Here is a 23,956-nt window from a genome sequence, read left to right as displayed (position 1 = left end):
ATTTTACCGATGAAGGTTTATATAGCTTGGTTTTTGTCTAGGGAGGGGTATAGTGACGATTGGTGATATTTGGTGAAAAAATTAAAAAGACAAAAAAATAAAGTAAGGAGCAACAAAACATGTCAAGCATTTATAACACTTTTTTAAGAGAGCAACTCTACATTGTCGTTAGGAGAGCATTCAACAAACACCACATTAATCCTAATTTTGAATTTAGCGATATTTTAGGCTATAAAATAAAGAATTATCGCTTAGAAAACACCTTAAAACGCAAACACAGCCACACTTTAGAACTCTTTTATCAAATGCATAGTGAGAGCGTTTTAGAAGACTTGAAAGAAGAATTAAATGACATAATGCCTAGTTATGTTTTTACTAAACCTATTAAAAGCATTCGCTTTTTTTCTAAAAAGCCCTTACTTTCTCGCATTATCTCTAATGTAAGGTTTATTCTTGCTATGATTTTCTCCCCCTTAATTTTTCTTTATGCTGTAATAGTAGTTTTATATCAAGAGAGTAAAAGAGAGCATCTAAAAGACTTGGCAAGAACTAGGCATATTAAAAAGAGTTTAAGGAGACAACCATGAATATTAACTACTTGCTTAAGGCAAACGATTTGAATAATATTGAGATTAAGCCAGCAAGAGCTGAAGTTAAGATAGTCCATAATGAAGATGATAAAGATTGTATCGGCTTAACCTTGTTTGATGTGTTTATCCATAGGATATACAGAGCTAATCTTGTAGATAAAGATTTTATGAGATATAAAGGGGGGTATTTTTACAAAGTAGCTCAAAATAAAGACAACCCTAAAATTTGGCATGTCTTTTTTCATATGGAAGTCTTACAGCTCTTTAGCAAACACCAAGCAAAAATCTTTGATGTGGTTGCAGAAAACCTATTCAATATCTTAGAGCTAGACAAAAACAAGCTAGAAGAAATTGTTTATGGTTTCTACATTACAAAGCCTAACATTGAAGAGCCAGAAATACAATGCCCCTTGTATATTTCTCAAAAATTCTAAGAAAGGAAGTTACTATGGATACTAACAACACAGACATACAAGAGCAACAAGGTTGGACAATGGATATAGGTCAAAAGGCAATGCCTTTTATTCTTAGCTTGTTTATCTATATTGCAAATTCTTTATATCAACAAGAAAATAATGGGTGTTCTTTTCTTGGGTTTGAAATTGCTTATCTATTTTTTGAGGCAATTTCTATAATAGTTTGTGTTCATGTTGTTATTAGTGTTGTTCAACAAGATACGATTAATACAATAATGGCACGAAAAGTGAAAGCGTTTTTTATGGGACTTACAATATTTGTTGCTATGAGTTTTGTGGCTAATTCTTATGATATGGCAAAAGAAAAACAAAATTCGGCAGTTTGTCAAAAACTGCACCAAAAAATTTTTGACAAGCAAATTTAGTGCTTATAGAAAATAAAATTCAAGAAATAAGAACTAAGGAGTAAATTAATGAAAACAAGATACTTTTTTGTAGAAAATGTGGTTCATTTTAAAAAGAACACGCCGACAAGTCATTTCACAGATGATTTAAATTTGTCATTATCTAATAGCTCTTTGGAGCAAAAAATCACAATCATTGACACTCTTTGTGCGGAAGTGTTTGAATATGAAACTTCAAAACCCCATGCTTTTGAGACCGCCCAGCTTGACTGGGCTATGGTAAGGTTTGAAGTGGAGCTTATGAATTTACTTTGTCCTATTGATATTGAAAAAACAATTCCCAAAGATTTTGAAGTTGTCCCACAACAAATGGTTTTTAGCCACAATCCTAACCCTAGCGACACCGAAAAGCTGGTGCGTTTTATGCTCCATAAATGCTTTGATTATGAAGATGAAGCTCATTTGCGTGATGAGTTTTTAAAAACAAGTAATGATAAATTCCTTGCAAAGAGACTTTATAACAATTTTTTAGAATACCCCCAGATTTGCTCGGTTTCTGATTTGAATAAAATTTTAATAGATTATTGCTCCCCATTAGTTAAGTATGAAGAAATGCTAACCATTACTCATAGGAATAGAAACGATAATCTTAATACTTCAGGTGGCACACGAGAAACTTGCTTGCTCTACTTAGTATATCATTACCAAAATGAGATTTTAGAGTGTTTAAATAATGGTAAAAACTTATCGCTATTAATTTATGAGAAAAATCAGAATTTCTATGAGCTTAGAAAATTCCTAGTCATTTTCAATCGCTATGGCGTGCCTTTAACCAAAGAAGATATTAAAGACATAGAGCTAAAAGAAAGTGATAAGAAGTCTCTTTATATTGAGATTAAATACGATGAAAAAATTAAGCAGGATTTATCCAAAGACATAGCAAAAAGGAAATGGATAGAGAAAGATTTAAGAGAAGAAGTTATGCCTTTTGATAATCTTTATTTGGAGTTCAAAGAAAACTTTATAGATACCACATCCAAAGTCCTAGAAAGATTAAAAGAAATGAAACTATGGCAGTATAGAAGATGTAAGTAGATATGGAAGAAGCACCCATGAAATTTATCAAACTAAAAGATAAAACTTTTGCTTTAAGCGTGGATTTTAAAAGCTTGACTGATTATGAAAAGATTGTCAAAATAAGAAAAAGAGCTATAGAAGATTTATTAAAAAATCTAGGGATAGAATCTGGCATGTATGTTCCTATTCATCAAGAATTTACACATTTAGAAAGCCAAAAAAGTATTATAGGCATATTTTTTTATTTAAACAATAAGGATAATAACTACACCCTTATTCTAACACCCCCTAAATCTTTAAAGATTGCTAGAAAAATGCTTAAAAACCCAACTTTTTTGAAATATCAAAGAGTTTTCCAAGAATAAATAGCATGCAAAAACTCAAAGATTTTTTTAATAAGCAGAGAGAGAGCGTATTCCCTTTGTGTGTGTTCATTTTTGCTAAGATTTGGTTGGGTTTTGAACTTTGAAAAAAGTGAAAAAATACAAAACCCCTATTGCTAAAAAGGTATTTTAGCAATAGAGAAAGCCCCCTTACATACTGCGTTATTAGATAGATTTTTATCTAGTGTATCAAGATTGTTTTTTAAGGCATGAGCAAACTCATCTAAGCAATTTTTTAGAATATTATCAAAAACTTTAGAGTCTTGATTTTTCAACACAGAAAGTTGCTCATCATAGACTTTCTTATCATAGGCATAGTGTAAAACTTGGTTGTTTTTTAAAACACTATCACATTTTTCTTCATCTTCCTTACTTAAAGCATCATAGATATTTCCTTTTTCGCTTAAACTTTTATCATATAACTCTAAACACGCTCCAATTTCTAAGCCTTTAGCATGTTTCATTTCTTTTTCTTTTTGAAGTTCTAAAGCCTTTTCTTGCTTATCTTCTAGGGCTATAATTTTAGGTGCGTAAGTTTTATCTAAATCCCATATCGCTTTAACACATTGTGCTTGCAAACGTCTTTTTAATAAAGAGTAATCACTTTGTTTATCCAAGCTTTCTTGCATTTTAGGCATACAATTTTTAAGTGCAATATCCCTTTGAGACTTATCTTTAAAATTCTCTTTAAGAATTTCTATATCAAGGTTGTTGTCAAATAAGTTAAAACCTTTTTCATTATTCAAAGTCTTCACTTTATTTGACTTCACTTTTTCATAAGTTTCATAAGTTGGAGAAATAAGTATAGGTAATTTCTCTCTAGGCATAGCACTATTGATTAGAGCCTTTAAACATTCCCTATTTTGAATGTTTTGCATATCCAAACTAGAGCTATAATCTAACTTCAAACATTTTTCCACTTGAGACACAAACTCTTTCTTGTGCCACCAATCAGTAATGCCACTATAAATCCAATAAATAAAAACAAAGGGCATTAAAAAAAGACTAAGCTTAAAAATATTTACAATCAACAAAGTGGTATCATTAACCACATAAACTGGTTTTGGCATTTTTATTTCCCCACCTTAGTGGCGCAATTTACAAAAAATATCAAGCTACTTAAGAGAGAGAGAGAGAGAGAAAGGGTTTTGACTTTCATAAAAATCCTTTTAAAAATGAAATTAAACAAAGCAATTCTAGATTATTCTATTTTAAAGTTCACTTAATGATAAGAATTTATAACTATCTTTAAAGGGATTAAATATTATCTTTACTTTTAGATTTTTAAGCTCTTATTTTAGTAGATTTTAAGCTATTTCTCTAAGGAATGTGGGCTATCCTTATTGAGATTTCTTGCTATTTTTTATTTTTGCATTAAAGCTAATTTTTGTTATGTTAACGCTCTTTTTTGTAAGGCTATCCTTGTTGTTCTTGCAAAGATTTTAAGCTACTTTTTATAGTGCATTATTTTGTATTTTAAAAAGGGTTATAAGCTCTTTTTGTAATGGAATGAAAAGTGCTAATTCAAGAAGATTTAACGCTATTTTTTACAATGAATTTTACACTCTTTTTTGAATAGATTTTTTAGCTATCTCTTATATGGTTTTCTTAGCTCTTTCTTAGTAGAATTATCCATAGCCATTCTAAAATAAAACTTATAGAGATAAACAGACCAAAAATGTAAATTTTTTTAAAGAAGTATTTTATCATTTTTTAAGTTTTTGTTTAATCCCCCTACTAAGCTACTCGCTAGGGTCTAAAAGCTCCACTCGTATATATGAGGGGGGTTATCCTGCACTTTTTTGATTAAGTCGCTTTTAAAGATTTTCAAGCATAATAAAGTCAAAACTTTTAGAAGTGCCTAAAAATAAAGCAATTTGACTTTAAAAACACTATTTTTAATAAGGGGAAAAACTAGAATGGTGGCAACCAAAAATAACAGCATTTTAGAAGATGAAGAACCCCTTTTTAAATTTGAAGAAATTAAGCCTAAAAAAGTTTTAAGACCTAGAACTACTTATACCCAAAGATTACGCTACGCTCTAAGAGTAGCCAACAATCATATTAAAAACAATACTAAGCCTTTCAAATCTACTCAAAAACAAGTTGTCATTAAAAATATTGGCAACCTTAGCATAGAGCATACTAGAAACGCTGGGGAATATGTTGTCAAAGATGAAGAATTTGTTTTAAACGAGTTTTATCAAGAAGTTAATTTAGATGAGACCTTAAACGAGTGGGAGCAAGATTTTTTAATCACTAAAAAACATAATTCTAAGAATATGGCAATGCACTTAGTTTTTAGTATAGATGAACCTATTACCGAAAAAAATCTCAACATTTTACAATATTCTGTCTATCAAACCTTAATCAATCATTTAGGCTATGACTACCCTTTCATTATCCAAACACACTCCCACCAAAACAAGCCCCATGTGCATGTTGTTTTAAATAAAACCAATAAACTCACAGGCAAGAAACTCCATTTTAAAAGCAAAGTTGAATGCAAAGAATTTTTTGATGATTTAAGAGAAGACTTTAAAGATTTTTTATTCACTAATTCTAGGGCGGAATTAGACTATTCTAATGTCCCCAATGTTGAAAAGCATTTGCTCAATATTGAACAAGAAATCCAAGAGCTAAAAACCAAACAAAAAGAAACTCCGCTAAACGCTCATAGTTTTTTTGACATGGCTTTTAAAAACTTCAATCAAGCCCTAATACCCCTTAAACAACAAAAAGAAAATTTAGAACAACAATTAGAAATATTAGAGACCCCAACTTCAAAAACACAATACAACAAAAACTTAAAATTACTAGAGCAACACACCTTAACGATAAAAAAGATTAAAGACATTAGAGACAAGATGTTTAAAACATTAGATTTTAAAGATACCTTTAGCTATGTTGTGCAAAATTTTAGTGTGTTAGAAAAGAAAAAAGCGTTGTTGCAATCTCTTTCTAGTTTGGGCAAACACCACTATTCTACTCCCCTAGTAAGAAATCTAAACGCCTTAACAAATGAAGTCAAAGAGGATAGCCTTAAAATTAAAGAAAGCACTCTTGTTGTTAACGAGTATTTGGATTTTCAATCTTTGAATTTAAAAGCCAATCTATTCGCCTTAAAAAAACAGCTCAATTACACCAAACAAACACAAAAAATGCTACAAGTTTTATCTACAAATGATTTACCCAAAGAAGAGCCTAAGCAAAACACACCAAATAACGATGATTTTACTCCACTATTCAACACTCTTAAACAAAGGGAACAAGAACTATTAGCCCTTATTAAGCAGAGAGCTTTATTCTTAATCACAAGGTATCAAGAGCTAGAAAAAGAACTAAAAGATTTGCACAATAAGCAGAGCTCGGCATTCCATAATAAACTGAATGACTTTTGCGCCAATCACAACAGCCAAAACCTTGAAGAAGACAACAAATTAGACAAACTTATTCAAAGAAAAGTGAGAAGTTTGAATTTTATGCAAAAAGAAATTTTAGTTGCTAAATCTTTGGGAGTTATAGAAAACAATTCTACACACAACAAAGAGCAAAACAAGGAGCTAGAAAAAGGACAAGCCATAAACAACAATATCTCATTCCAAAATAAGACTGCACCAAGCATTAAAGAGGTATTGCAAGATAAAAGCCACTCTCTTTTTAACCCCTATACCCAAAGAAAATCAAAGGATAATGGCAAAGATATGTTCTAAATTACTATTATTAATTTTTACTTAATTTTAATTCTTGTAAAATACAATATTATTTTTTATATTTACATAAGGGAATGACATGTTTAAAACTTTGTTTAAACTAGGAGTAACAGCTGGCGCAATGGCTTTCTTGCTGAGTGGTTGTGGCAGTTATTTTGGGAATGGTTATGGTTATGTAGCTAATGCGCAAACAAAAAGTAGCTTTAGTGCGGTAGGTAAATCTTGCAGTTGGAAAGTATTAGGTTTTATCCCTGTGGGCAAAGATAACAGCATTCAAGATGCTATCAAAGATGCTCTAAAAAATGGTGGTAGCAGTTTAAAAGATATGGTCGTGCAACAAACCTTAACTAATTACATGGGGGTTGTTTTAAAAGCTTGCACTGTTGTTGAGGGAAATGCTAAGTAGCTCAAAAATATAATGAATTGCTTTTATTGGGGGGGTTCATTATGTTTTCTTTTTTTTGCAATCTAGTTCATTCAAGCAATATCAAAATAAATCACTCTAAAAATACCCTACAATCAAAATAAAGCCATAGGATAAGACAGACTATCAATTTAAAATAAAAACGCTTTAAAACGCCTTTTAGAGCTTAAATTTTTCTTAAGTGGCACTCAAAAATTTTTAAAACTTAAAATTTTCTTAAAAATACTCAATAGGATTAAGAAGTGGTGTTTTTTATTCTTGCTAGTTCTAATCAACTAAACCTAGCCCTTAACTAAAAATGACACTATTCCTACAGCCCCTTTAATGAACTTGTCCTTTTTTAATTGAGAGCTTTCTTTGTTTAGAAATTCCTACTTACATAACTTAATAGTTTTTAAAAAAGAAATCCCCACTCATGACATGATATTTACTAATAATATTTTTTAATAGGCTTAGAAAGAAAGGTAAACCTTTCTTTCCCTTAATTTATTAAATATAAGGAATTTTATTTCCACGATTATAATAGTAAGGGAATTTGAAACATTTATTTGCATTTAGAAAACTTTTGGTATAATGCACCCAGCTTTTTGAAACTTAAAATAAGCTAAAAGTTAAAATTATTCATAAAAAAGATAAAAAACGCTTAGGAATTTGTGAAACGATTTTATAATTTGCATTTTTAAAATTAAACTCCAAGCTAATTGCATGGAGCATAAGTAAGGGCGCTTGATTTTCACGCTTTAATTTTAAATACTCTCTCGCATTTTCATCACTCACCCCATAAAGCCCCTCGCCTATAATCCTATGCCCCACATAGCTTAAATGCAAGCGGATTTGGTGCGTGCGCCCGGTAAGTGGGGTTACTCTAATTAGGCTAATATCTAGTAAAGCGTTATAGCTTAGTGGCTCAACAAGCGTGATTGCAAGCTTGCCTAAAGGAGAGATACAAGAGCGAATGCGTAAATCCTCTTGGATAGTTTGAGGCACTAAGATAGGCTCATCAATACGCAATGATTGTATAAGCTTGCCATGCACTAAAGCTAAATAAGTTTTTTTAACTTTTTGTTGCATAAAAAGCGCTTTTAAGGCTTTGGTATGTTGCAAATTCTTACCTACTAATACCAAACCACTTGTTTCATAATCTAGTCTATGAGCAGGGTGCGCCCCCCTACCAAAGCTTGCTTGAATGCAATCTAGCAAACTCTTATGGTAAAAATAGCCCTTAGGGTGGGTATAGACTTGAGCGCTTTTATTAAACACGCCAAAATCCTTAGTCTCAAAAACAAGCTCTTGAGTATTATTTACAGGCTTAAAATAAGTTAAGCTAACCATGCCTTGAATGATTTGAGATTTTTTAACAACCTTATTATCAACCCTTAATCGTTGCTTGTCAATATGGCGTTGCGCCTCTTTTAAAGAGCAGTTTAAAATATCACGCACCACAAAAAGTGCTTTCTTGGGCTCACTAATCTTAAATTCTTCTTCTATAAAAGGCACTATAATAGACTTTTAATAAATATTTTAGGCTCGTTAGTGTATTCATCTAATTCCACGCTAAAAAGCGCACTTATTCTTTCGCCCACCTTTACAAAGCGCTCTGCGCAAAAATAAATCGCCCCCCTAATATTCTCATTATCTCTTAAGCGCATAGTTTGATGCGTTTCTTTTATTATGCGCTCCTCTATAACCTCTACATCTCTAATGATAAACAAAGGCTCAGGATTTTCTTGTCCATAAGGCTCGCCATATTCTAAAATTTCCAACAATTCTTCATCAATATCTTTGAGTTGCAATCTTAAAGGCTCTATAGTAATAGCACAAACGCTTTCTGTTTGCCATGCGTGCTTTTCTAACGCCTCAAAAACTTGTGTGATTTTCTCTTGTTCTAAACTAAGTCCACAAGCTTTTCTATGCCCCCCATAACCTAGCAAGAGATGTGCCACACTGCTTAATGCTTGAATTAAATCAAGCCCTTGAAAACTACGCCCACTACCTTTAAAAACCCCATTTTTAAGCCCTAATACAAGGCTTGGCTTTTGAGTGGCCTCCACTAAACGAGAGGCTACAATCCCTAAAACCCCCTCATGCCAACTCTCTTTAAAAGCAATCGTAACCTTCTCTCCCCTTAAAGCACATTCTAAAGCCTCTTCAAAAACTTGTTGCTGAATAGCCTTTCGCTCTAAATTGCATGCTTTTAGTTGCTGATAAAAAGCTTGTCGTTGGTCTTCTTCTTTAGCGTTTAAAAAATCTAAGGCGAGCTTGGGGTCTTGCATGCGTCCTGCAGAATTGAGTAAAGGAGCGATATTAAAAGAAATATCACTCGCTTTTAAAGAGCGCTTTCTAAAAACTTCTCTTTCTCGCAAAAACCCCATAGAGCCTATTGGTTGTTGTTGCAAAAAATATAATGTCTTAGAGACTAAAAAGCGATTAAAAAAGGTCAAAGGCATCATATCAGCAATCGTAGCCACTCCGGCTAAACATAAGAGTTCGCTTGTTTTATTCTTTTGTTGGTTTAAAAGTTTGTGAATCCCATAACACAAATAGAATGCCACCAACGCTCCACAAACTTCTTTTTGCGGAAAATTGCATGTCTCTTGCTGAGGGTTAATCACTGCATAAGCGTTAGGCACTTCATTATCATGCAAACAATGATGGTCTGTAATAATAAGCGTATAACCTAATTCATTGCAATAATCGCTCGCCTCAAATGCCGAAATACCATTATCCACGGTGATGATTATAGGTGCTGAATGCTTTTGCAAAAAAGCCTTAGAAATACCATAGCCATCAACAAAGCGATTAGGAATAATAAAACGAGCATGCTTATAACCTAAAGCCTCAAAAAATTTTGCCATAATCGCTGTGCTAACCACACCATCTACATCATAATCCCCCACGACTAAAATTTCAGTGTTAGTTTGCATAGCCTCTATAATTTTAGAGGCACCCTTTTTTAAATCTTTGAATAAAAAGGGCGAGGGAAAGCCTTTATCATAGGCAATAGACTCCACTTGCTCTTTAATTTGAGTCCTAAGCTTTTGTTTCATTTCTTAATTTAATTAAGATTTATTGAGGGCATGTTTAATGAAATCTAAAATAATAGGGTTAGGGCTTTGCAACCTAGAAGTAAATTCTGGGTGGAACTGCACGCCCACAAAGAAAGGGTGGTCTTCTAATTCAACCGCCTCTATTAAATTATTAGCCCCTATGCCTACCACCTTTAAGCCTTGAGATTCCCACTCATTGCGATAAATAGGATTCACTTCATAGCGGTGGCGATGACGCTCTTTAACACAAGATTTTTTATACGCATTTTCTAGCTTACTATTTGGCGCAATCTTGCATTCATATTCACCTAGTCGCATAGTGCCACCTAAGGGCGAATTGTAAGTGCGCACTTGCTTGTGGTTATTTTGGTCAATAAAATCCTCAATCAAATACACAATAGGTGTTTTACAATTTTTGTCAAACTCGGTAGAATTAGCCTCTTTTAGGCCTAAAACATGGCGACTAAACTCAATAATAGCTAATTGCATGCCTAGACAAATGCCTAAGAAAGGCAATTTCTCTAATCTAGCCCTTTTAATAGCGCACATTTTGCCTTCAATACCTCTCTCGCCAAAGCCTCCGGGAACTAAAATCGCATCAATTTCATCTAAATGGGTCTCATCATTAAAATCTTCACTATCTAGCCATTTAATCTCTACATGCGTATCTAAATGCGCTCCTGCGTGCGTTAGGGCTTCAATTAAAGATTTATAAGATTCTTTTAAACTTAGATACTTGCCTACAAAACCGATTTTTACTTTGTGTTTGGGTGCGATAATCTTTTCTACTAGAGTATTCCATGCTGCCATTTTGGGGTGCAGTTTATTTAGATTAAAGCGTCTAGCAATGGGGGTAAGGATACCTTCTTGTAAAAAATGAATCGGGCATGCATAAATGCTTTTAGCATCAGTGGCAACAATCACGCTGTCTTGTTCTACATCACAACTTAAAGCGATTTTCTTTTTCAACTCTTTATCTAATGGCTTAGGCGAGCGAGCTAAGATAATTTGAGGTGTAACTCCAAGTCGGCGTAATTCTTGGACGGAATGTTGCGTGGGCTTAGTTTTTAATTCATTAGTGGTTTGGATATAAGGGATTAAGGTTACATGCACATTAATCACTCTTTCACTTCCTAATTCCAATTTAAGCTGTCTAATAGCTTCTAAATAAAACATGCCCTCCATATCGCCCACGGTTCCGCCTACTTCAACGATTAAAAAATCACAGCCCTTAGCGACATTTTTAATGCGTTGTTTGATTTCATCAGTAACATGAGGCACTATTTGAATCGTTTTGCCTAAATACTTGCCCTTTCTTTCATTGTCTATCACGCTTGAAAAAATCTGACCGGTAGTAAAATTATTCAAACGAGTGAGATTTTTATTTAAAAAACGCTCATAATGCCCAATATCCAAATCTGTTTCTGCCCCATCGCTTGTTACAAACACTTCGCCATGCTCTAAAGGGCTCATAGTGCCCGGGTCAATATTGATGTAAGGGTCAATCTTTAAAATAGAAACTTGATAGTTGCAATGTTGCAACAAAGTCGCAATTGAAGATGAAGAAATACCCTTTCCTAGAGAGCTTAACACACCCCCTGTAACGAATATAAATTTGGCTCTATCCATTGTTATTATTAGTCCTTTTGTTTTTGTATTTCAAATTGTAGTCTAAAAAGGGTTAAAAAGCCTTGAAAAACGATAAAATCTCATTATGCTTTCAAAAATCTTTTATAGGATAAGGTTTTTTGTTTTTTAGTTTATTATCAGCTTTTTTTTACTAAAATATAAAGCTCTTATTTTTTATAAATTTTTGAGAAAGTTTGATTTAAAAAATCAAGATTGCAAAATTGACTTGATAAATTGAGGAATACCAAATAGCCATGCCAACGAATAACACGCCAACAAGCAATCTTTCTAAAGAGTTAGAAAAGCCTCTATTTTACACTCAAGTTAAGCTACTCTTGATTTTGGGTGCGATTTTTCTAGGACTTTTTGGCATTATCACTTGTCTTGTTCATTTTAATCATGTAAGCCCTTTTGATAATGCGATTTTTAATGTGGTGCGCTCACACCCTTTTGATTCTAATCCTACTTTAGCTCAAATCGTCAATTACGCTACCTTTTTGGGTTCTTCAAAGCTCATTTTGCCTTTAAGTTTGTTAGTAGGAATATTCTTAGCTCTTTATCGCAAGAATTTAGTGCTTGGCGTATGGTTTCTACTAAGCGTAATATTAGCTGTTGCGATTGGAAAATATTTAAAAATCCTTATTATGCGTGATAGACCCAATCCTAGTGAATGGCTTTCAAATCCGCATGGCTATAGCTTTCCTAGCGGGCATTCGCTTTCTTCAGCCATTTTTTATGGGCTAATTATTTTATTGTTGCCCCATTTTATTTCTCATCAAAAGATTAGAAATGCTCTCACTTACAGCTTGCTTGGTTTGGTTCTCTTAATGGGATTAGCACGCATTTATTTAGGAGTGCATTATCCTAGCGATGTTTTAGGGGGCTTTTGTTTAGGTGCTTTGTGTGCAAGTTTTTCTGTGGGAGCTTATTTGGGCGTATTTAAGAAATTTTAATATTTAAGTAAGAGTTGGAGTTTGTGAGTATAAATTTTTATACACATTGATTGATTATTTTAGGAGAGGATTTTTAGGCATTGGACTTAAAGGCGTTATTACAGCAATTTATTGATTTATTTGCTAAGCTCAATAAAAAACAAAAAATTGCCATTATTGCTACAAGCGTTTTGGGCATGGCATTAATTGTTTTTTTGTTGGTCTATCCTGTGCATGAAAAAAAGTATTCTGGTGATTATGGAGTGCTTTTTGAGGGAATGGATGCAAGCGATAATGCCCTCATTTTACAACATCTCCAACAAAATCAAATCCCCTATCAAATCCCTAAAGACGATACCATTCTTATTCCTAGGGACAAGATTTATGAAGAAAGAATTGCTTTAAGCTCACAAGGAATCCCCCGCACAAGTAAAGTAGGTTTTGAAATTTTTGACACTAAAGACTTTGGGGCAACTGATTTTGACCAAAATATCAAACTCATTCGTGCGATTGAGGGCGAACTCTCACGCACCATTGAAAGCTTAAATCCTATTTCTAAAGCTAATGTGCATATTGCTGTGCCTAAAGATAGCGTATTTGTCTCTAAAGAAACGCCCCCAACGGCCTCTGTTATGCTAAAAATGAAACCTAGCATGAGACTTCTTCCTACTCAAATTCTAGGGATTAAAAATTTGATTGCTGCCTCTGTGCCAAAGCTTGTTGTAGAAAATGTCAAAATTGTGAATGAAAATGGCGAACCACTAGGTGAGGGTGATACTTTAGATAATTCTAGAGAGTTAGCCTTAGAACAACTCCACTATAAACAAAATTTTGAAAACATTTTAGAAAGTAAGATTATGAATATCCTTTCGCCTATTGTAGGGGGCAAGGATAAAGTCGTAGCAAGAGTGAATGCAGAATTTGATTTTAGCCAAAAGAAAAGCACTAAAGAGACTTTTGACCCTAATAATGTGGTGAGAAGCGAGCAAAATTTAGAAGAGAAAAAAGAAGGCGCTCCTAAAAAACAAGTTGGTGGAGTTCCCGGCGTTGTGAGCAATATTGGTCCTGTGCAAGGTCTCAAAGACAATAAGGAGCAAGAAAAATACGAAAAATCTCAAAACACCACTAATTATGAAGTGGGTAAAACTATCAGTGAAATTAAGGGTGAATTTGGCACTTTAGTGCGCTTGAATGCTGCAGTAGTTGTTGATGGCAAATATAGAAGTGTTACCAAAGATGATGTTACTTCTTTAGAATATGTTCCTTTAAGCGATGAGGCTATAAAAAAAATCAACGCCCTTGTCAAACAAGCTATTGGCTATAGCCAAAATAGAGGCGATGATGTAACGGTGAGTAATTTTGAATTTAACCCTTATGTGCCAACAATCAATAACGCCACCTTAGCTGAAAAAATCGCTAATAAAGCCCAAAAAATCTTAGGGCCTTTCACGCCTTTAATTAAATACATTCTTGTAGCTATCGTGCTCTTTGTATTCTATAAGAAAGTTATTGTGCCTTTCAGCGAACGCATGCTGGAAGTGATTCCTGATGAAGATAATGAAGTCAAATCTATGTTTGAAGATATTGACGAAGAAGAAGATGAGCTGAATAAGTTTGGTGATTTGAGAAAAAAAGTAGAAGACCAGCTTGGGCTTAATGGAGGCTTTAGCGAAGATGAAGTAAGATACGAAATTATGTTGGAAAAAATCAAAGGAACACTCAAAGAGCGCCCTGATGAAATCGCTACCTTATTTAAGCTACTCATCAAGGACGAAATCGGCTCTGAGGGAGCAAAAGGCTAAAAAATGGCAGTTAAACTCACACCTAAACAAAAGGCTCAATTAGACGAACTTTCTATGAGTGAAAAAATCGCTATCTTACTCATTCAAGTGGGCGAAGACACAACAGGCGAGATTTTAAGACATTTAGATATTGATTCAATCACAGAAATTTCTAAGCAAATCGTGCAATTAAATGGCACTGACAAACAAATTGGTGCGGCAGTCTTAGAAGAGTTTTTTGCTATTTTTCAATCTAATCAATACATCAATACCGGTGGTTTAGAATACGCTAGAGAGCTTTTAACTAGAACCTTAGGCAATGAAGAAGCACGAAAGGTTATGGATAAGCTTGCTAGAAGTTTGCAAAGTCAAAAAAACTTCTCTTATTTAAGCAAAATCAAACCCCAACAATTAGCAGACTTTATCGTTAATGAACACCCTCAAACCATTGCTTTAATCTTAGCGCACATGGAGGCCTCTAATGCAGCTGAAACTTTGAGCTACTTTCCTGATGAGATGAAAGCTGAAGTTTCTATTAGAATGGCAAGTTTAGGCGATATTTCGCCTCAAGTAGTCAAGCGTGTTTCTACCGTGCTAGAAAACAAACTAGAATCACTCACTAGCTATAAGATTGAAGTGGGTGGCTTAAGAGCGGTGGCTGAAATCTTTAACCGCCTAGGGCAAAAGAGTGCCAAAACCACTTTGGCTCGTATTGAAAATGTAGATAATAAGCTTGCTAGTGATATTAAAGAAATGATGTTTACTTTTGAAGACATTGTGAAACTAGATAATTTTGCAATCCGTGAAATCCTAAAAGTAGCGGATAAGAAAGACCTTTCTTTAGCGCTTAAAACCTCTACTCAAGAATTGCGTGATAAATTCTTGGCTAATATGAGTAGCAGAGCCGCAGAACAATTTGTAGAAGAAATGCAATACTTAGGGGCAGTCAAAATCAAAGATGTAGATGTAGCCCAAAGAAAGATTATAGAAATTGTGCAGAACTTGCAAGAAAAAGGATTAATCCAAACCGGTGAAGATGGAGATGTAATTGAATAGTCAAGAAAATTTAATTCATAAAGACCGCCTAGACAAACATGATATTCAAAAATATGAATTTAAAAATATGGCAAATTTTCATTCAAATACCCCACAACAACCCAACTTTGTGCAAGATTCGCCTATTAAAAAAGAAAAAGTTGAGCAAAAGGCAATAGAAAATGACTTGATAGAATGCTTATTGAAAAAAACTGATGAGCTCTCTAGCCATGTAGTTAATCTACAAATGCAATTTGAAAAGGCTCAAGAAGAGAGCAAAGCCTTGATAGAAAGCGCTAAGAATGATGGCTATAAAATCGGCTTTAAAGAAGGCGAAGAAAAAGCACGCAATGAGCTTATCAACAGCATTAATGAAGAAAAAAACCAACTCTTGCATGCTATCACTTCCTTACATGAAAAAATGAAAAGCTCTGAAGAGCATTTAAGCGCTTTAGAAAAAGAACTAAGTGCGATTGCTATAGATATTGCTAAAGAAGTGATTGTTAAAGAAGTAGAAGATAATAGCCAAAAAGTAGCCCTAGCTCTAGCCGAAGAATTATTAAAGAATGTCATTGATGCGACTAACATTCATTTAAAAGTTAATCCTTTAGATTACCCCTATTTAAACGAACATTTGCAAAATGCCTCCAAAATCAAGCTAGAGAGTAATGACGCTATTGCTAAGGGGGGCGTTGTGATTGATAGCTCTAATGGGAGCGTTGATGGAAACTTAATGAATCGCTACAAGACGCTCAAAGAAAGTGTTTTGGATAATTTTAAGGTGTGATTTTGCAAAATAAGCAAACTTTTGACTTAGACCCTAGCAATATTGAAAATTTGCAAGAAGTGTGCGCAACATTACGAAAGCGTATTTTAGAAGTGGTGAGTGCAAATGGAGGGCATTTAAGCTCATCTTTAGGAGCAGTAGAACTAATTGTTGGCATGCATGCGATGTTTGATTGTCAAAAAAACCCCTTTATTTTTGACACTTCTCATCAAGCTTACGCTCACAAGCTTTTAACCAATCGCTTTGAAGAATTTAGCACTTTGAGACAATTTGAAGGTTTGAGTGGTTTTACTAGACCCAGTGAGAGCGAGTGCGATTACTTTATTGCGGGGCATAGCTCTACATCTGTTTCTGTAGGCGTGGGAGTGGCTAAAGCCTTTCATTTAAAGCAAGAAAGTGGTATTCCTATAGCCTTACTTGGTGATGGAAGTATCAGTGCGGGGCTTTTTTATGAGGCACTAAATGAGCTAGGCGATAGAAAATATCCTATGATAATCATTCTCAATGATAATGAAATGAGTATCAGCACGCCTATTGGAGCCTTATCAAAAGCCCTTAGCCAGTTGATGAAAGGCCCTTTTTATCAATCCTTTCGCTCTAAAGTCAAAAAAATCTTAAACACCTTACCTGAGAGTGTGAATTACTTGGCGAGTCGCTTTGAAGAATCTTTTAAACTTATAACGCCGGGCGTGTTTTTTGAAGAATTAGGTATCAATTATATAGGACCTATTAATGGGCATGATTTAAACGCTATTGTTGAAACCTTAAAATTAGCCAAAGAGCTTAAAGAGCCTGTGTTAATCCATGCGCAAACCTTAAAGGGTAAGGGCTATGAAAAGGCTGAGGGAAAATATGAAAAATGGCATGGCGTAGGGCCTTTTGATTTAGATACCGGTTTGTCTAAGAAGTCTAAGAGTGCCATTTTATCGCCCACTGAAGTGTATTCTAACACCCTTTTAGAATTAGCCAAAAAAGATGAAAAAATTGTAGGCGTAACCGCTGCAATGCCTAGTGGCACAGGCTTAGACAAACTCATTCAAGCTTATCCTTCACGCTTTTTTGATGTAGCCATTGCTGAACAACATGCCCTAACTTCTAGTAGTGCTATGGCTAAAGAAGGTTTTAAGCCCTTTGTAACTATCTATTCCACTTTTTTACAACGAGCCTATGACCAAATTGTCCATGATGCGTGCATTTCTAGCCTACCTATTAAACTCGCCATTGACAGAGCGGGCATTGTGGGTGAAGATGGCGAGACCCACCAAGGGCTTTTAGATGTAGCGTATTTGCGCTCCATTCCTAATATGGTCATTTTTGCCCCACGAGATAATGAGACTTTAAAAAACGCCGTTGTTTTTGCGAGCGATTACCAAACAAGTCCTTGTGCGTTCCGCTATCCAAGGGGGGCATTTGTGTTGAAAGACAATGTTTTTAAGCCTAGTGAATTTGTTTTGGGGCAAAGTGAATTATTAAAAAAAGAAGGCGAAATTCTACTCATAGGCTATGGTAATGGCGTAGGAAGGGCGCATTTAGTCCAGCTTGCTTTAAAAGAGAAAAACATAGAATGCGCTCTGTTAGATTTAAGGTTTCTTAAGCCCTTAGATAAAAATCTAAGTTCAATGATTGCCCCCTATAAAAAGCTTTATATTTTTAGCGATAATTACAAGCTTGGGGGAGTGGCTAGTGCGATTTTAGAATTTTTGAGTGAACAAAACATTTTAAAACCTATCAAAAGCTTTGAAATCACTGATGAATTCATCATGCATGGAAACACCGCCTTAGTAGAAAAATCCTTAGGCTTAGACACAGAGAGTTTAACTAACGCTATTTTAAAAGATTTAGGACACATAGAATGAAACAAATCTCGCAAATCCCGCCACAAACCCCCATGAAAAATATCCGCAATTTTTCTATTATCGCTCATATTGACCATGGCAAAAGCACCTTAGCGGATTGCTTAATTAGTGAATGCAACGCTATTAGCAACAGAGAAATGACTAGTCAAGTCATGGACACTATGGATATTGAAAAAGAAAGGGGCATTACCATAAAAGCCCAAAGTGTGCGTTTGAATTACACGCTTAATGGAGAAGATTATGTGCTAAATCTCATTGACACTCCAGGGCATGTGGATTTTAGCTATGAAGTGTCTCGCTCTTTGTGTTCATGCGAAGGGGTGCTATTAGTCGTGGACGCTACTCAAGGCGTAGAAGCACAAACGATTGCAAATGTCTATATCGCTTTAGATAATGATTTAGAAATTTTACCCGTGATTAATAAGATTGATTTACCTAATGCAAATGTTTTAGAAGTCAAACAGGATATTGAAGATACGATTGGGATTGATTGTGCTAATGCTAATGAAGTGAGCGCTAAAACTAAGCTTGGCATTAAGGACTTATTAGAAAAAATTATCACTACCATTCCAGCTCCTAGTGGCAATCCTAATGCCCCTTTAAAAGCGCTCATTTATGATTCATGGTTTGATAATTATTTAGGGGCATTAGCTTTGGTGCGTGTAATAGATGGCAATATCAGCACCGAGCAAGAAATTTTAGTAATGGGAACGGGTAAAAAACACGGCGTTTTAGGGCTCTACTACCCAAATCCTTTGAAAAAAATTCCTACTCAAAGTTTAGAGTGTGGGGAAATTGGCATTGTAAGTTTAGGGCTAAAGAGTGTTACGGATATTGCTGTGGGTGATACTTTAACAGACGCTAAAACCCCCACTACTGAGCCTATTGAAGGTTTTATGCCAGCTAAACCCTTTGTCTTTGCAGGGCTTTATCCTATAGAAACCGATAGATTTGAAGATTTAAGAGAAGCGTTACTCAAACTCCAGCTCAATGATTGCGCTTTGAATTTTGAGCCTGAAAGCTCCGTTGCACTAGGCTTTGGCTTTAGGGTAGGGTTTTTAGGTTTACTCCATATGGAAGTGATTAAAGAGAGATTAGAGAGAGAATTTAGCCTTAACTTAATAGCCACCGCTCCCACTGTGGTGTATGAAGTGCATTTAACCGACGGCGATGTGAAATATGTCCAAAACCCTAGCGAATTACCCCCTGAAAACAATATCGCTTGTATCAAAGAGCCTTATGTTCGAGCGACTATTATTACCCCTAGCGAGTTTTTAGGTAATTTAATGCATTTATTAAATAATAAGCGTGGCATTCAAGAAAAAATGGAATATTTAAACCAATCTCGTGTCATGCTCACTTATTCGTTGCCTAGCAATGAAATTGTTATGGATTTTTATGACAAGCTCAAATCTTGCACTAAAGGATATGCGAGCTTTGATTATGAGCCTATAGAAAATAGAGAAGGTAATTTAGTCAAGCTTGATGTGAGAGTGGCGGGCGATATTGTGGACGCACTTTCTATTATAGTAGATAAAAACAAGGCGTATGAAAAAGGGCGTGCTTTAGTAGAGGCGATGAAAGAGCTCATCCCACGCCAGCTTTTTGAAGTCGCCATTCAAGCCAGTGTAGGTAATAAAGTCATCGCAAGAGAGACTGTAAAATCCGTCGGTAAGAATGTAACAGCTAAGTGCTATGGAGGCGATATTACACGAAAAAGAAAGCTCTTAGAAAAGCAAAAAGAAGGTAAGAAACGCATGAAAGCTATTGGTAAGGTAGAGCTCCCCCAAGAGGCGTTTTTAGCAATATTAAAGATTGATTAAACAATGGTTTAAAATTCTAGTTAATAATTCTATCAATGCTCATAGCTTAAGATAGTGAAGAATGAAGGAATAAATATGAGCAAGCTTATTAAATCGTTTTCATAAATATTTAACACGCATTTCCCCTATCTCAAAGTTTAAAAAGCGTGTTAATCAATCCCCTATTTTTTAAATAAGCTATTCCCCCTTAGATTAAAGTTATCGTTTGTTAGATTTTAATTAGTGCTCTTATACTAGAATACGAACAAATGCTTTAAAATCTAAGGAATGTTGATGAAAAAGTTTATTTTCATAGAGTCTCTTTTTTTAAGTGTTATTTTTATAGCATGCGCTCCTAAAATAGAAGTAAGCCACAATACCCCCATAAACTTCGCCTATAAAAGCCCCACTAAAACAGAGCCACAACTACACAAATCGGTGATTTTATTAAACAAGGTGCGTTTTAAAGGCGATGGTAAAGAGAGCCAAGAATTTAATGCCAAGCTAAAAGAAAACATCAAGCGTTTATTAGAAAATCAAGGCTATAGCGTTATAGAAGTCAGCAAACAAGAGAGTATTAGCTATGAACAAAAGCAAAAAAGCGCTTTTGAATTAATACTCAATGGCGAGCTAGATATTGCTAAAAATATTTCATATGAAGATAGTGGCGGTGCGAGATTAAGTTTCATTGGCTCATTAGGCTTAAGGACTGAAGAGGGCAAAATGTCTCTAGTGGGTAGTATTGAAGGCACTTTCTTAGAGCCATTAAGCAACACCACTTTACAAGCATTTGAAATTAAAGCTGATAATTTAGACAAAGAGTCTTATGCCTATAAACACCAAGCTTTTAATGGCACGCTAAGTTGGATGAGCTCTTTTATGAAAGGTAAGAGCAACCTAAATGACAAAACCCATGCCTTGATGAATAGTGCTTTTAGCGAGCTTATGCAACAATTAGATAATAAAATCCAAAAACAGCCCTTAGAAACCTATGAAAAAAATAGCGTCTCTATCCGCTCTAAAACCCACTATTAAGATTTAATTAGTGGGGGAATTATCCTTTTTATGATTGAAAATAACTGATAAAATCTCTCATTAAAGCAAAATATTGATGATAAAAATTCCATAAAGTTTTTAAAATATAAAATATTTTGCTTAATCCATATTGTTTTATAAACAAAGCTTAAATTTAATATTATTTAACTTTGTAATACTATAATAGCTATTTTAATTTTAAAAAAGGATAGGAATATGAGCAACACAACAAAAAACAGCCAAGTTACCCCCCCCCCCCGCAAGTAACCATGAAAGTGTAACGCCCAAAGAAGTAACCACACGCTTTTTAGAGATTAAGAATTTTAGGAATATTGGCGTTAAGGACGGACAAGAAAAATGCGAAAGGTTGTATCTTAACAATTCATTTAGCAGTGATAAATTAGGTGGTTTGGTTCTTATTATAGGTGAGAATAATACCGGTAAGAGCAATTTGTTGAAAGCCCTAGGGTGTTTTAGTGAGCATTTAGATGAGTTTAAAGAAAATTGCACCCCTAATTATTTAGGCTTTGAAGATACAATCACACATTTAGGGTTGTGTATAGAAGAAAAAATTGGGAAAGATGAAAAGAGTGAAAATAAAGCAAGTATAGAGATTGAACATGATAAAATTTCGTATTCTTTAGCTCCAGAAACTGAACAACTTAAAAGCGTTTGTTTTAAAGTGCTTAATAATTTAGACCCAGAAACAAGCATTCAAGAAGACTTTAAAAACAAACTCAATCGCACTAGCAATGCAGATAGTTTATTAAAGCTCTTTAATGAAATTTTGCGTTATCAAGATAATGAGAAATCTAATGACATAAAAGAACAATTTAAAAAAGATTTGACTACTTTCAAGACAAGATTAAAGCAAGAGTTAGAAAAAATTCAAAAAGAGCTTAGAAGATATTTGAATAATGCAGATAGCTTGCAACCTTTAATAGAAACTATTTGTGATGAAGGCACAACACTAAAAGGCATGCAAGAGAATTTAGAACAATTCAAGCAACTTGCAAACGAATATACCGACCAAATCAATCGTAGTAATTGGAATAGAATAAATCCCCCAACTTTCCCTACAATCAATTTAAAAGAGCCTATCTTAAGTTCGCATGTGGATTATGAGAGTATAGAGAATATTTTAGAAGATTATCCTTTGAATAAAATTGAGTATTTCTTGCATTCTAAACTTGCTCAAGTCATTTATTACAAACCTACAACAAGTTTTAGCTCCAAAGATTTGATGACAACGCCAGATGATTTGACCAAAAGCAAGTTTTTTAATCTCTTGTTTAATGCTGTCAATAAAAATGCTTTTGAAGAAATAAAGAACGCTTATATTAAAGCTAAGGATAAATCAGAAGCTTATTTAAATCAAGCGGGGAGAAAGTATGAAAAGCTTATTAATGAAGAAATTTCTAAGCATTTCAACCAAATGTATTTTCAAAATAAAAATGAAGATTTGTATTATGAATTTGATTTTAAGCTAGATAGCCAAAAAGTCTCACTCTCACTATTTAAGCGAAACAAGAAAGGTGGAGAGGAAGTTTTAGAATTAGACCACCAAAGCGAGGGGTTTAGGTGGTATTTTGATTTGTTTTTTAATCTTTTGTGTAGCCCTAAAATAGCACCCAATTCTATTGTTTTAATGGATGAGACTGGCTCTAATCTCTCTGTGCCTACACGCATAGAGTATCGCAATTTTTTAAAAAAGTTGGGGCAAGAAAAGGGGGTTACCTTTGTTATCAGCACGCATGACCCCTTTTTGGTGGATGCAGACCATTTAGATGAATTAAGGATTTTAAGCTTAGATGAAAATTTGCGTAATGTGAGTATCAATTATTTTTCATCTGTCAGTCCAAATGATAGCGACTCCTTAAAACATATCAAAAAGGCTTTGGGTGTAGAAAAACGCCATTTAATCGGCTCAAAATGTGTGTTTGTAGAAGGCATTAGTGATTACAATTATCTAAGTGCGTTTAAATTGCTCTATGAAAAAGAAAAAGAGAAGTCTCTAAGCATGGTGTTTTTACCCATTAATGGGCTAGGAAAGGGCAATCTTAGTAATGAAGAGCAAAAGAAAATATGGAAAGAAGAGATGGAAAAAAAGTTAAAAATCCTAGACAAAGAAGAACCCAATACAACACTATTAGTAGATGGTGATGACAAGGGTCAGCTATGCGAAGAAATTAATGAAAAATTAGAAAATAAGCTCAAACTTTTGAAACTTACAGATTGCAAGTCTATCAAGTTCAACAATGAAAAACTTTCAAAAGACATTGAGGGCGTTTTCAGCAAGTCTGATTATCAGAGATTTGACTTGGAAAACAAACGCAATTCCGGACACATCGCCTATACAAGCGCTTTAAAAAATGATGTGCTTTTAAATCCTCATTTAATAGAAAAAGAGACTAAAGAAAATTTTTACAAACTTTTAGAGTGGTTGCAAAAAGAGCTACAAAAAGAACCACAAGAAAAGCGAAAGTAAAAACTCAATAAGCCCCTACTTGTGGGGCTTATTTTTATAATAAATGCCAGCTATCAATAGCCCCATAAGACCTAGCACACCAACACTAAAAATTACAGAAACATTTTTGAGCAAGATATAAGAGACAATCAAGCCAATTAAAGCTAAAGCTACCAAATGATATGCTTTAAAGAATCGTGCATTAACTTTATAAATTCTTTTTCTATAATAACCTAGAGTGTGGCTATAGTAAGTCAATAGACCTACTGCTACAAGCTTTGCTTGGAAAAATCGCTCGTTTAACAAACTAGGATTAAGGTATAAAAGCAATCCCCCCATAATAAAAACCAAAATAACCCCCAAACTCCCTATATAACGATAAATAAATAGCTCTAATTTCTCTAAAATAACACACAATTCTTGATTGTTCAAACTTTCTTTATGGATAGAAAACAATCGTGGTAAGATAAGTAACATTGCAGACCATAGCACAAAACCTATAATATGAAAACTCAACACCCATAAATAATAAGCACCAATAATCTCACGCATAAGTTATCTCCAAAAACCTTTTATTA

Annotated in this window: 20 protein-coding genes; 15 read left to right on the top strand and 5 right to left on the bottom strand. The window is 34.2% G+C overall.

Features of this window, described 5'->3' with window-relative positions:
- Positions 1 to 119 precede the first annotated feature (119 nt).
- The 5 genes from HCW_RS04230 to HCW_RS04210 are packed head-to-tail and all read left to right on the top strand — an operon-like array spanning position 120 to position 2,852.
- Positions 120 to 587 (top strand): hypothetical protein, encoded by a 468-nt coding sequence (locus HCW_RS04230; RefSeq protein ID WP_014660983.1) that lies wholly within the window; start codon positions 120 to 122, stop codon positions 585 to 587.
- Positions 584 to 1,024 carry a hypothetical protein gene (locus tag HCW_RS04225; RefSeq protein ID WP_014660982.1) on the top strand — a complete coding sequence of 147 codons (441 nt, stop codon included), beginning with the start codon at positions 584 to 586 and terminating at the stop codon, positions 1,022 to 1,024. The genes HCW_RS04230 and HCW_RS04225 overlap by 4 nt, the downstream gene beginning before the upstream one ends.
- Positions 1,025 to 1,038: 14 nt before the next feature.
- Positions 1,039 to 1,431 carry a hypothetical protein gene (locus HCW_RS04220; protein WP_014660981.1) on the top strand — a complete coding sequence of 131 codons (393 nt, stop codon included), beginning with the start codon at positions 1,039 to 1,041 and terminating at the stop codon, positions 1,429 to 1,431.
- 48 nt (positions 1,432 to 1,479) lie between these two features.
- A complete protein-coding gene (locus HCW_RS04215; RefSeq protein ID WP_014660980.1) occupies positions 1,480 to 2,505 on the top strand; it encodes a hypothetical protein in 1,026 nt (341 codons plus the stop codon).
- Positions 2,506 to 2,522: 17 nt separating this feature from the next.
- Complete coding sequence (locus HCW_RS04210; RefSeq protein ID WP_043902785.1) at positions 2,523 to 2,852, top strand: hypothetical protein; 330 nt, start codon at positions 2,523 to 2,525, stop codon at positions 2,850 to 2,852.
- Between the two features lie 134 nt (positions 2,853 to 2,986).
- Here HCW_RS04210 and HCW_RS04200 read toward each other — a convergent pair whose 3' ends face one another.
- Positions 2,987 to 3,940, bottom strand: a complete 954-nt coding sequence (locus tag HCW_RS04200; protein WP_014660978.1) for a hypothetical protein — start codon at positions 3,938 to 3,940, stop codon at positions 2,987 to 2,989.
- Between the two features lie 849 nt (positions 3,941 to 4,789).
- On the opposite strand from HCW_RS04200, the gene HCW_RS04195 reads away from it, so the two are divergent.
- Complete coding sequence (locus HCW_RS04195; RefSeq protein WP_014660977.1) at positions 4,790 to 6,583, top strand: relaxase/mobilization nuclease domain-containing protein; 1,794 nt, start codon at positions 4,790 to 4,792, stop codon at positions 6,581 to 6,583.
- A 79-nt stretch (positions 6,584 to 6,662) separates the two neighbouring features.
- Positions 6,663 to 6,989, top strand: a complete 327-nt coding sequence (locus HCW_RS04190; RefSeq protein ID WP_014660976.1) for a TRL domain-containing protein — start codon at positions 6,663 to 6,665, stop codon at positions 6,987 to 6,989.
- Positions 6,990 to 7,628: 639 nt separating this feature from the next.
- Here the strand turns inward: HCW_RS04190 and HCW_RS04185 are convergent.
- Genes HCW_RS04185 through pyrG form a run of 3 tightly spaced genes read right to left on the bottom strand, consistent with a single transcriptional unit; the run spans position 7,629 to position 11,683 of the window.
- Entirely contained in the window at positions 7,629 to 8,504 is an 876-nt protein-coding gene (locus HCW_RS04185) for an RluA family pseudouridine synthase (RefSeq protein WP_014660975.1), read from the bottom strand.
- On the bottom strand, positions 8,504 to 10,054 hold the full coding sequence (gene recJ, locus HCW_RS04180) for a single-stranded-DNA-specific exonuclease RecJ (protein WP_014660974.1): 1,551 nt from the start codon (positions 10,052 to 10,054) through the stop codon (positions 8,504 to 8,506). Before recJ ends, HCW_RS04185 begins: the two co-directional genes overlap by 1 nt.
- Positions 10,055 to 10,066: 12 nt before the next feature.
- Entirely contained in the window at positions 10,067 to 11,683 is a 1,617-nt protein-coding gene (gene pyrG, locus HCW_RS04175; protein ID WP_014660973.1) for a glutamine hydrolyzing CTP synthase, read from the bottom strand.
- Positions 11,684 to 11,937: 254 nt separating this feature from the next.
- On the opposite strand from pyrG, the gene HCW_RS04170 reads away from it, so the two are divergent.
- The 8 genes from HCW_RS04170 to HCW_RS04135 all read left to right on the top strand — a co-directional run bounded on the left by HCW_RS04170 (position 11,938) and on the right by HCW_RS04135 (position 23,399).
- Positions 11,938 to 12,636 (top strand): phosphatase PAP2 family protein, encoded by a 699-nt coding sequence (locus HCW_RS04170; protein WP_014660972.1) that lies wholly within the window; start codon positions 11,938 to 11,940, stop codon positions 12,634 to 12,636.
- 80 nt (positions 12,637 to 12,716) lie between these two features.
- Positions 12,717 to 14,417 carry a flagellar basal-body MS-ring/collar protein FliF gene (gene fliF, locus HCW_RS04165; protein WP_014660971.1) on the top strand — a complete coding sequence of 567 codons (1,701 nt, stop codon included), beginning with the start codon at positions 12,717 to 12,719 and terminating at the stop codon, positions 14,415 to 14,417.
- 3 nt (positions 14,418 to 14,420) lie between these two features.
- Positions 14,421 to 15,452 (top strand): flagellar motor switch protein FliG, encoded by a 1,032-nt coding sequence (fliG, locus tag HCW_RS04160; protein ID WP_014660970.1) that lies wholly within the window; start codon positions 14,421 to 14,423, stop codon positions 15,450 to 15,452.
- Positions 15,445 to 16,218, top strand: coding sequence for a flagellar assembly protein FliH (gene fliH / locus HCW_RS04155; protein ID WP_014660969.1), 774 nt, complete (start codon positions 15,445 to 15,447; stop codon positions 16,216 to 16,218). The genes fliG and fliH overlap by 8 nt, the downstream gene beginning before the upstream one ends.
- Positions 16,219 to 16,220: 2 nt before the next feature.
- Positions 16,221 to 18,074 (top strand): 1-deoxy-D-xylulose-5-phosphate synthase, encoded by a 1,854-nt coding sequence (dxs, locus tag HCW_RS04150; protein WP_014660968.1) that lies wholly within the window; start codon positions 16,221 to 16,223, stop codon positions 18,072 to 18,074.
- 32 nt (positions 18,075 to 18,106) lie between these two features.
- Entirely contained in the window at positions 18,107 to 19,897 is a 1,791-nt protein-coding gene (lepA, locus tag HCW_RS04145; protein ID WP_014660967.1) for a translation elongation factor 4, read from the top strand.
- A 273-nt stretch (positions 19,898 to 20,170) separates the two neighbouring features.
- On the top strand, positions 20,171 to 20,911 hold the full coding sequence (locus HCW_RS04140; protein WP_014660966.1) for an HpaA family protein: 741 nt from the start codon (positions 20,171 to 20,173) through the stop codon (positions 20,909 to 20,911).
- Between the two features lie 367 nt (positions 20,912 to 21,278).
- A complete protein-coding gene (locus HCW_RS04135; RefSeq protein ID WP_014660965.1) occupies positions 21,279 to 23,399 on the top strand; it encodes a hypothetical protein in 2,121 nt (706 codons plus the stop codon).
- Positions 23,400 to 23,414: 15 nt separating this feature from the next.
- Here the strand turns inward: HCW_RS04135 and HCW_RS04130 are convergent, their stop codons facing one another.
- Complete coding sequence (locus tag HCW_RS04130) at positions 23,415 to 23,930, bottom strand: CopD family protein (RefSeq protein ID WP_014660964.1); 516 nt, start codon at positions 23,928 to 23,930, stop codon at positions 23,415 to 23,417.
- Between the last annotated feature and the right edge of the window lie 26 nt (positions 23,931 to 23,956).

It is taken from the genome of Helicobacter cetorum MIT 00-7128, from assembly GCF_000259255.1.
GTDB lineage: Bacteria > Campylobacterota > Campylobacteria > Campylobacterales > Helicobacteraceae > Helicobacter > Helicobacter cetorum_B.
The sequence above is the reverse complement of the archived record's forward strand: the minus strand, read 5'-3'. Positions and strand labels throughout refer to the sequence as shown.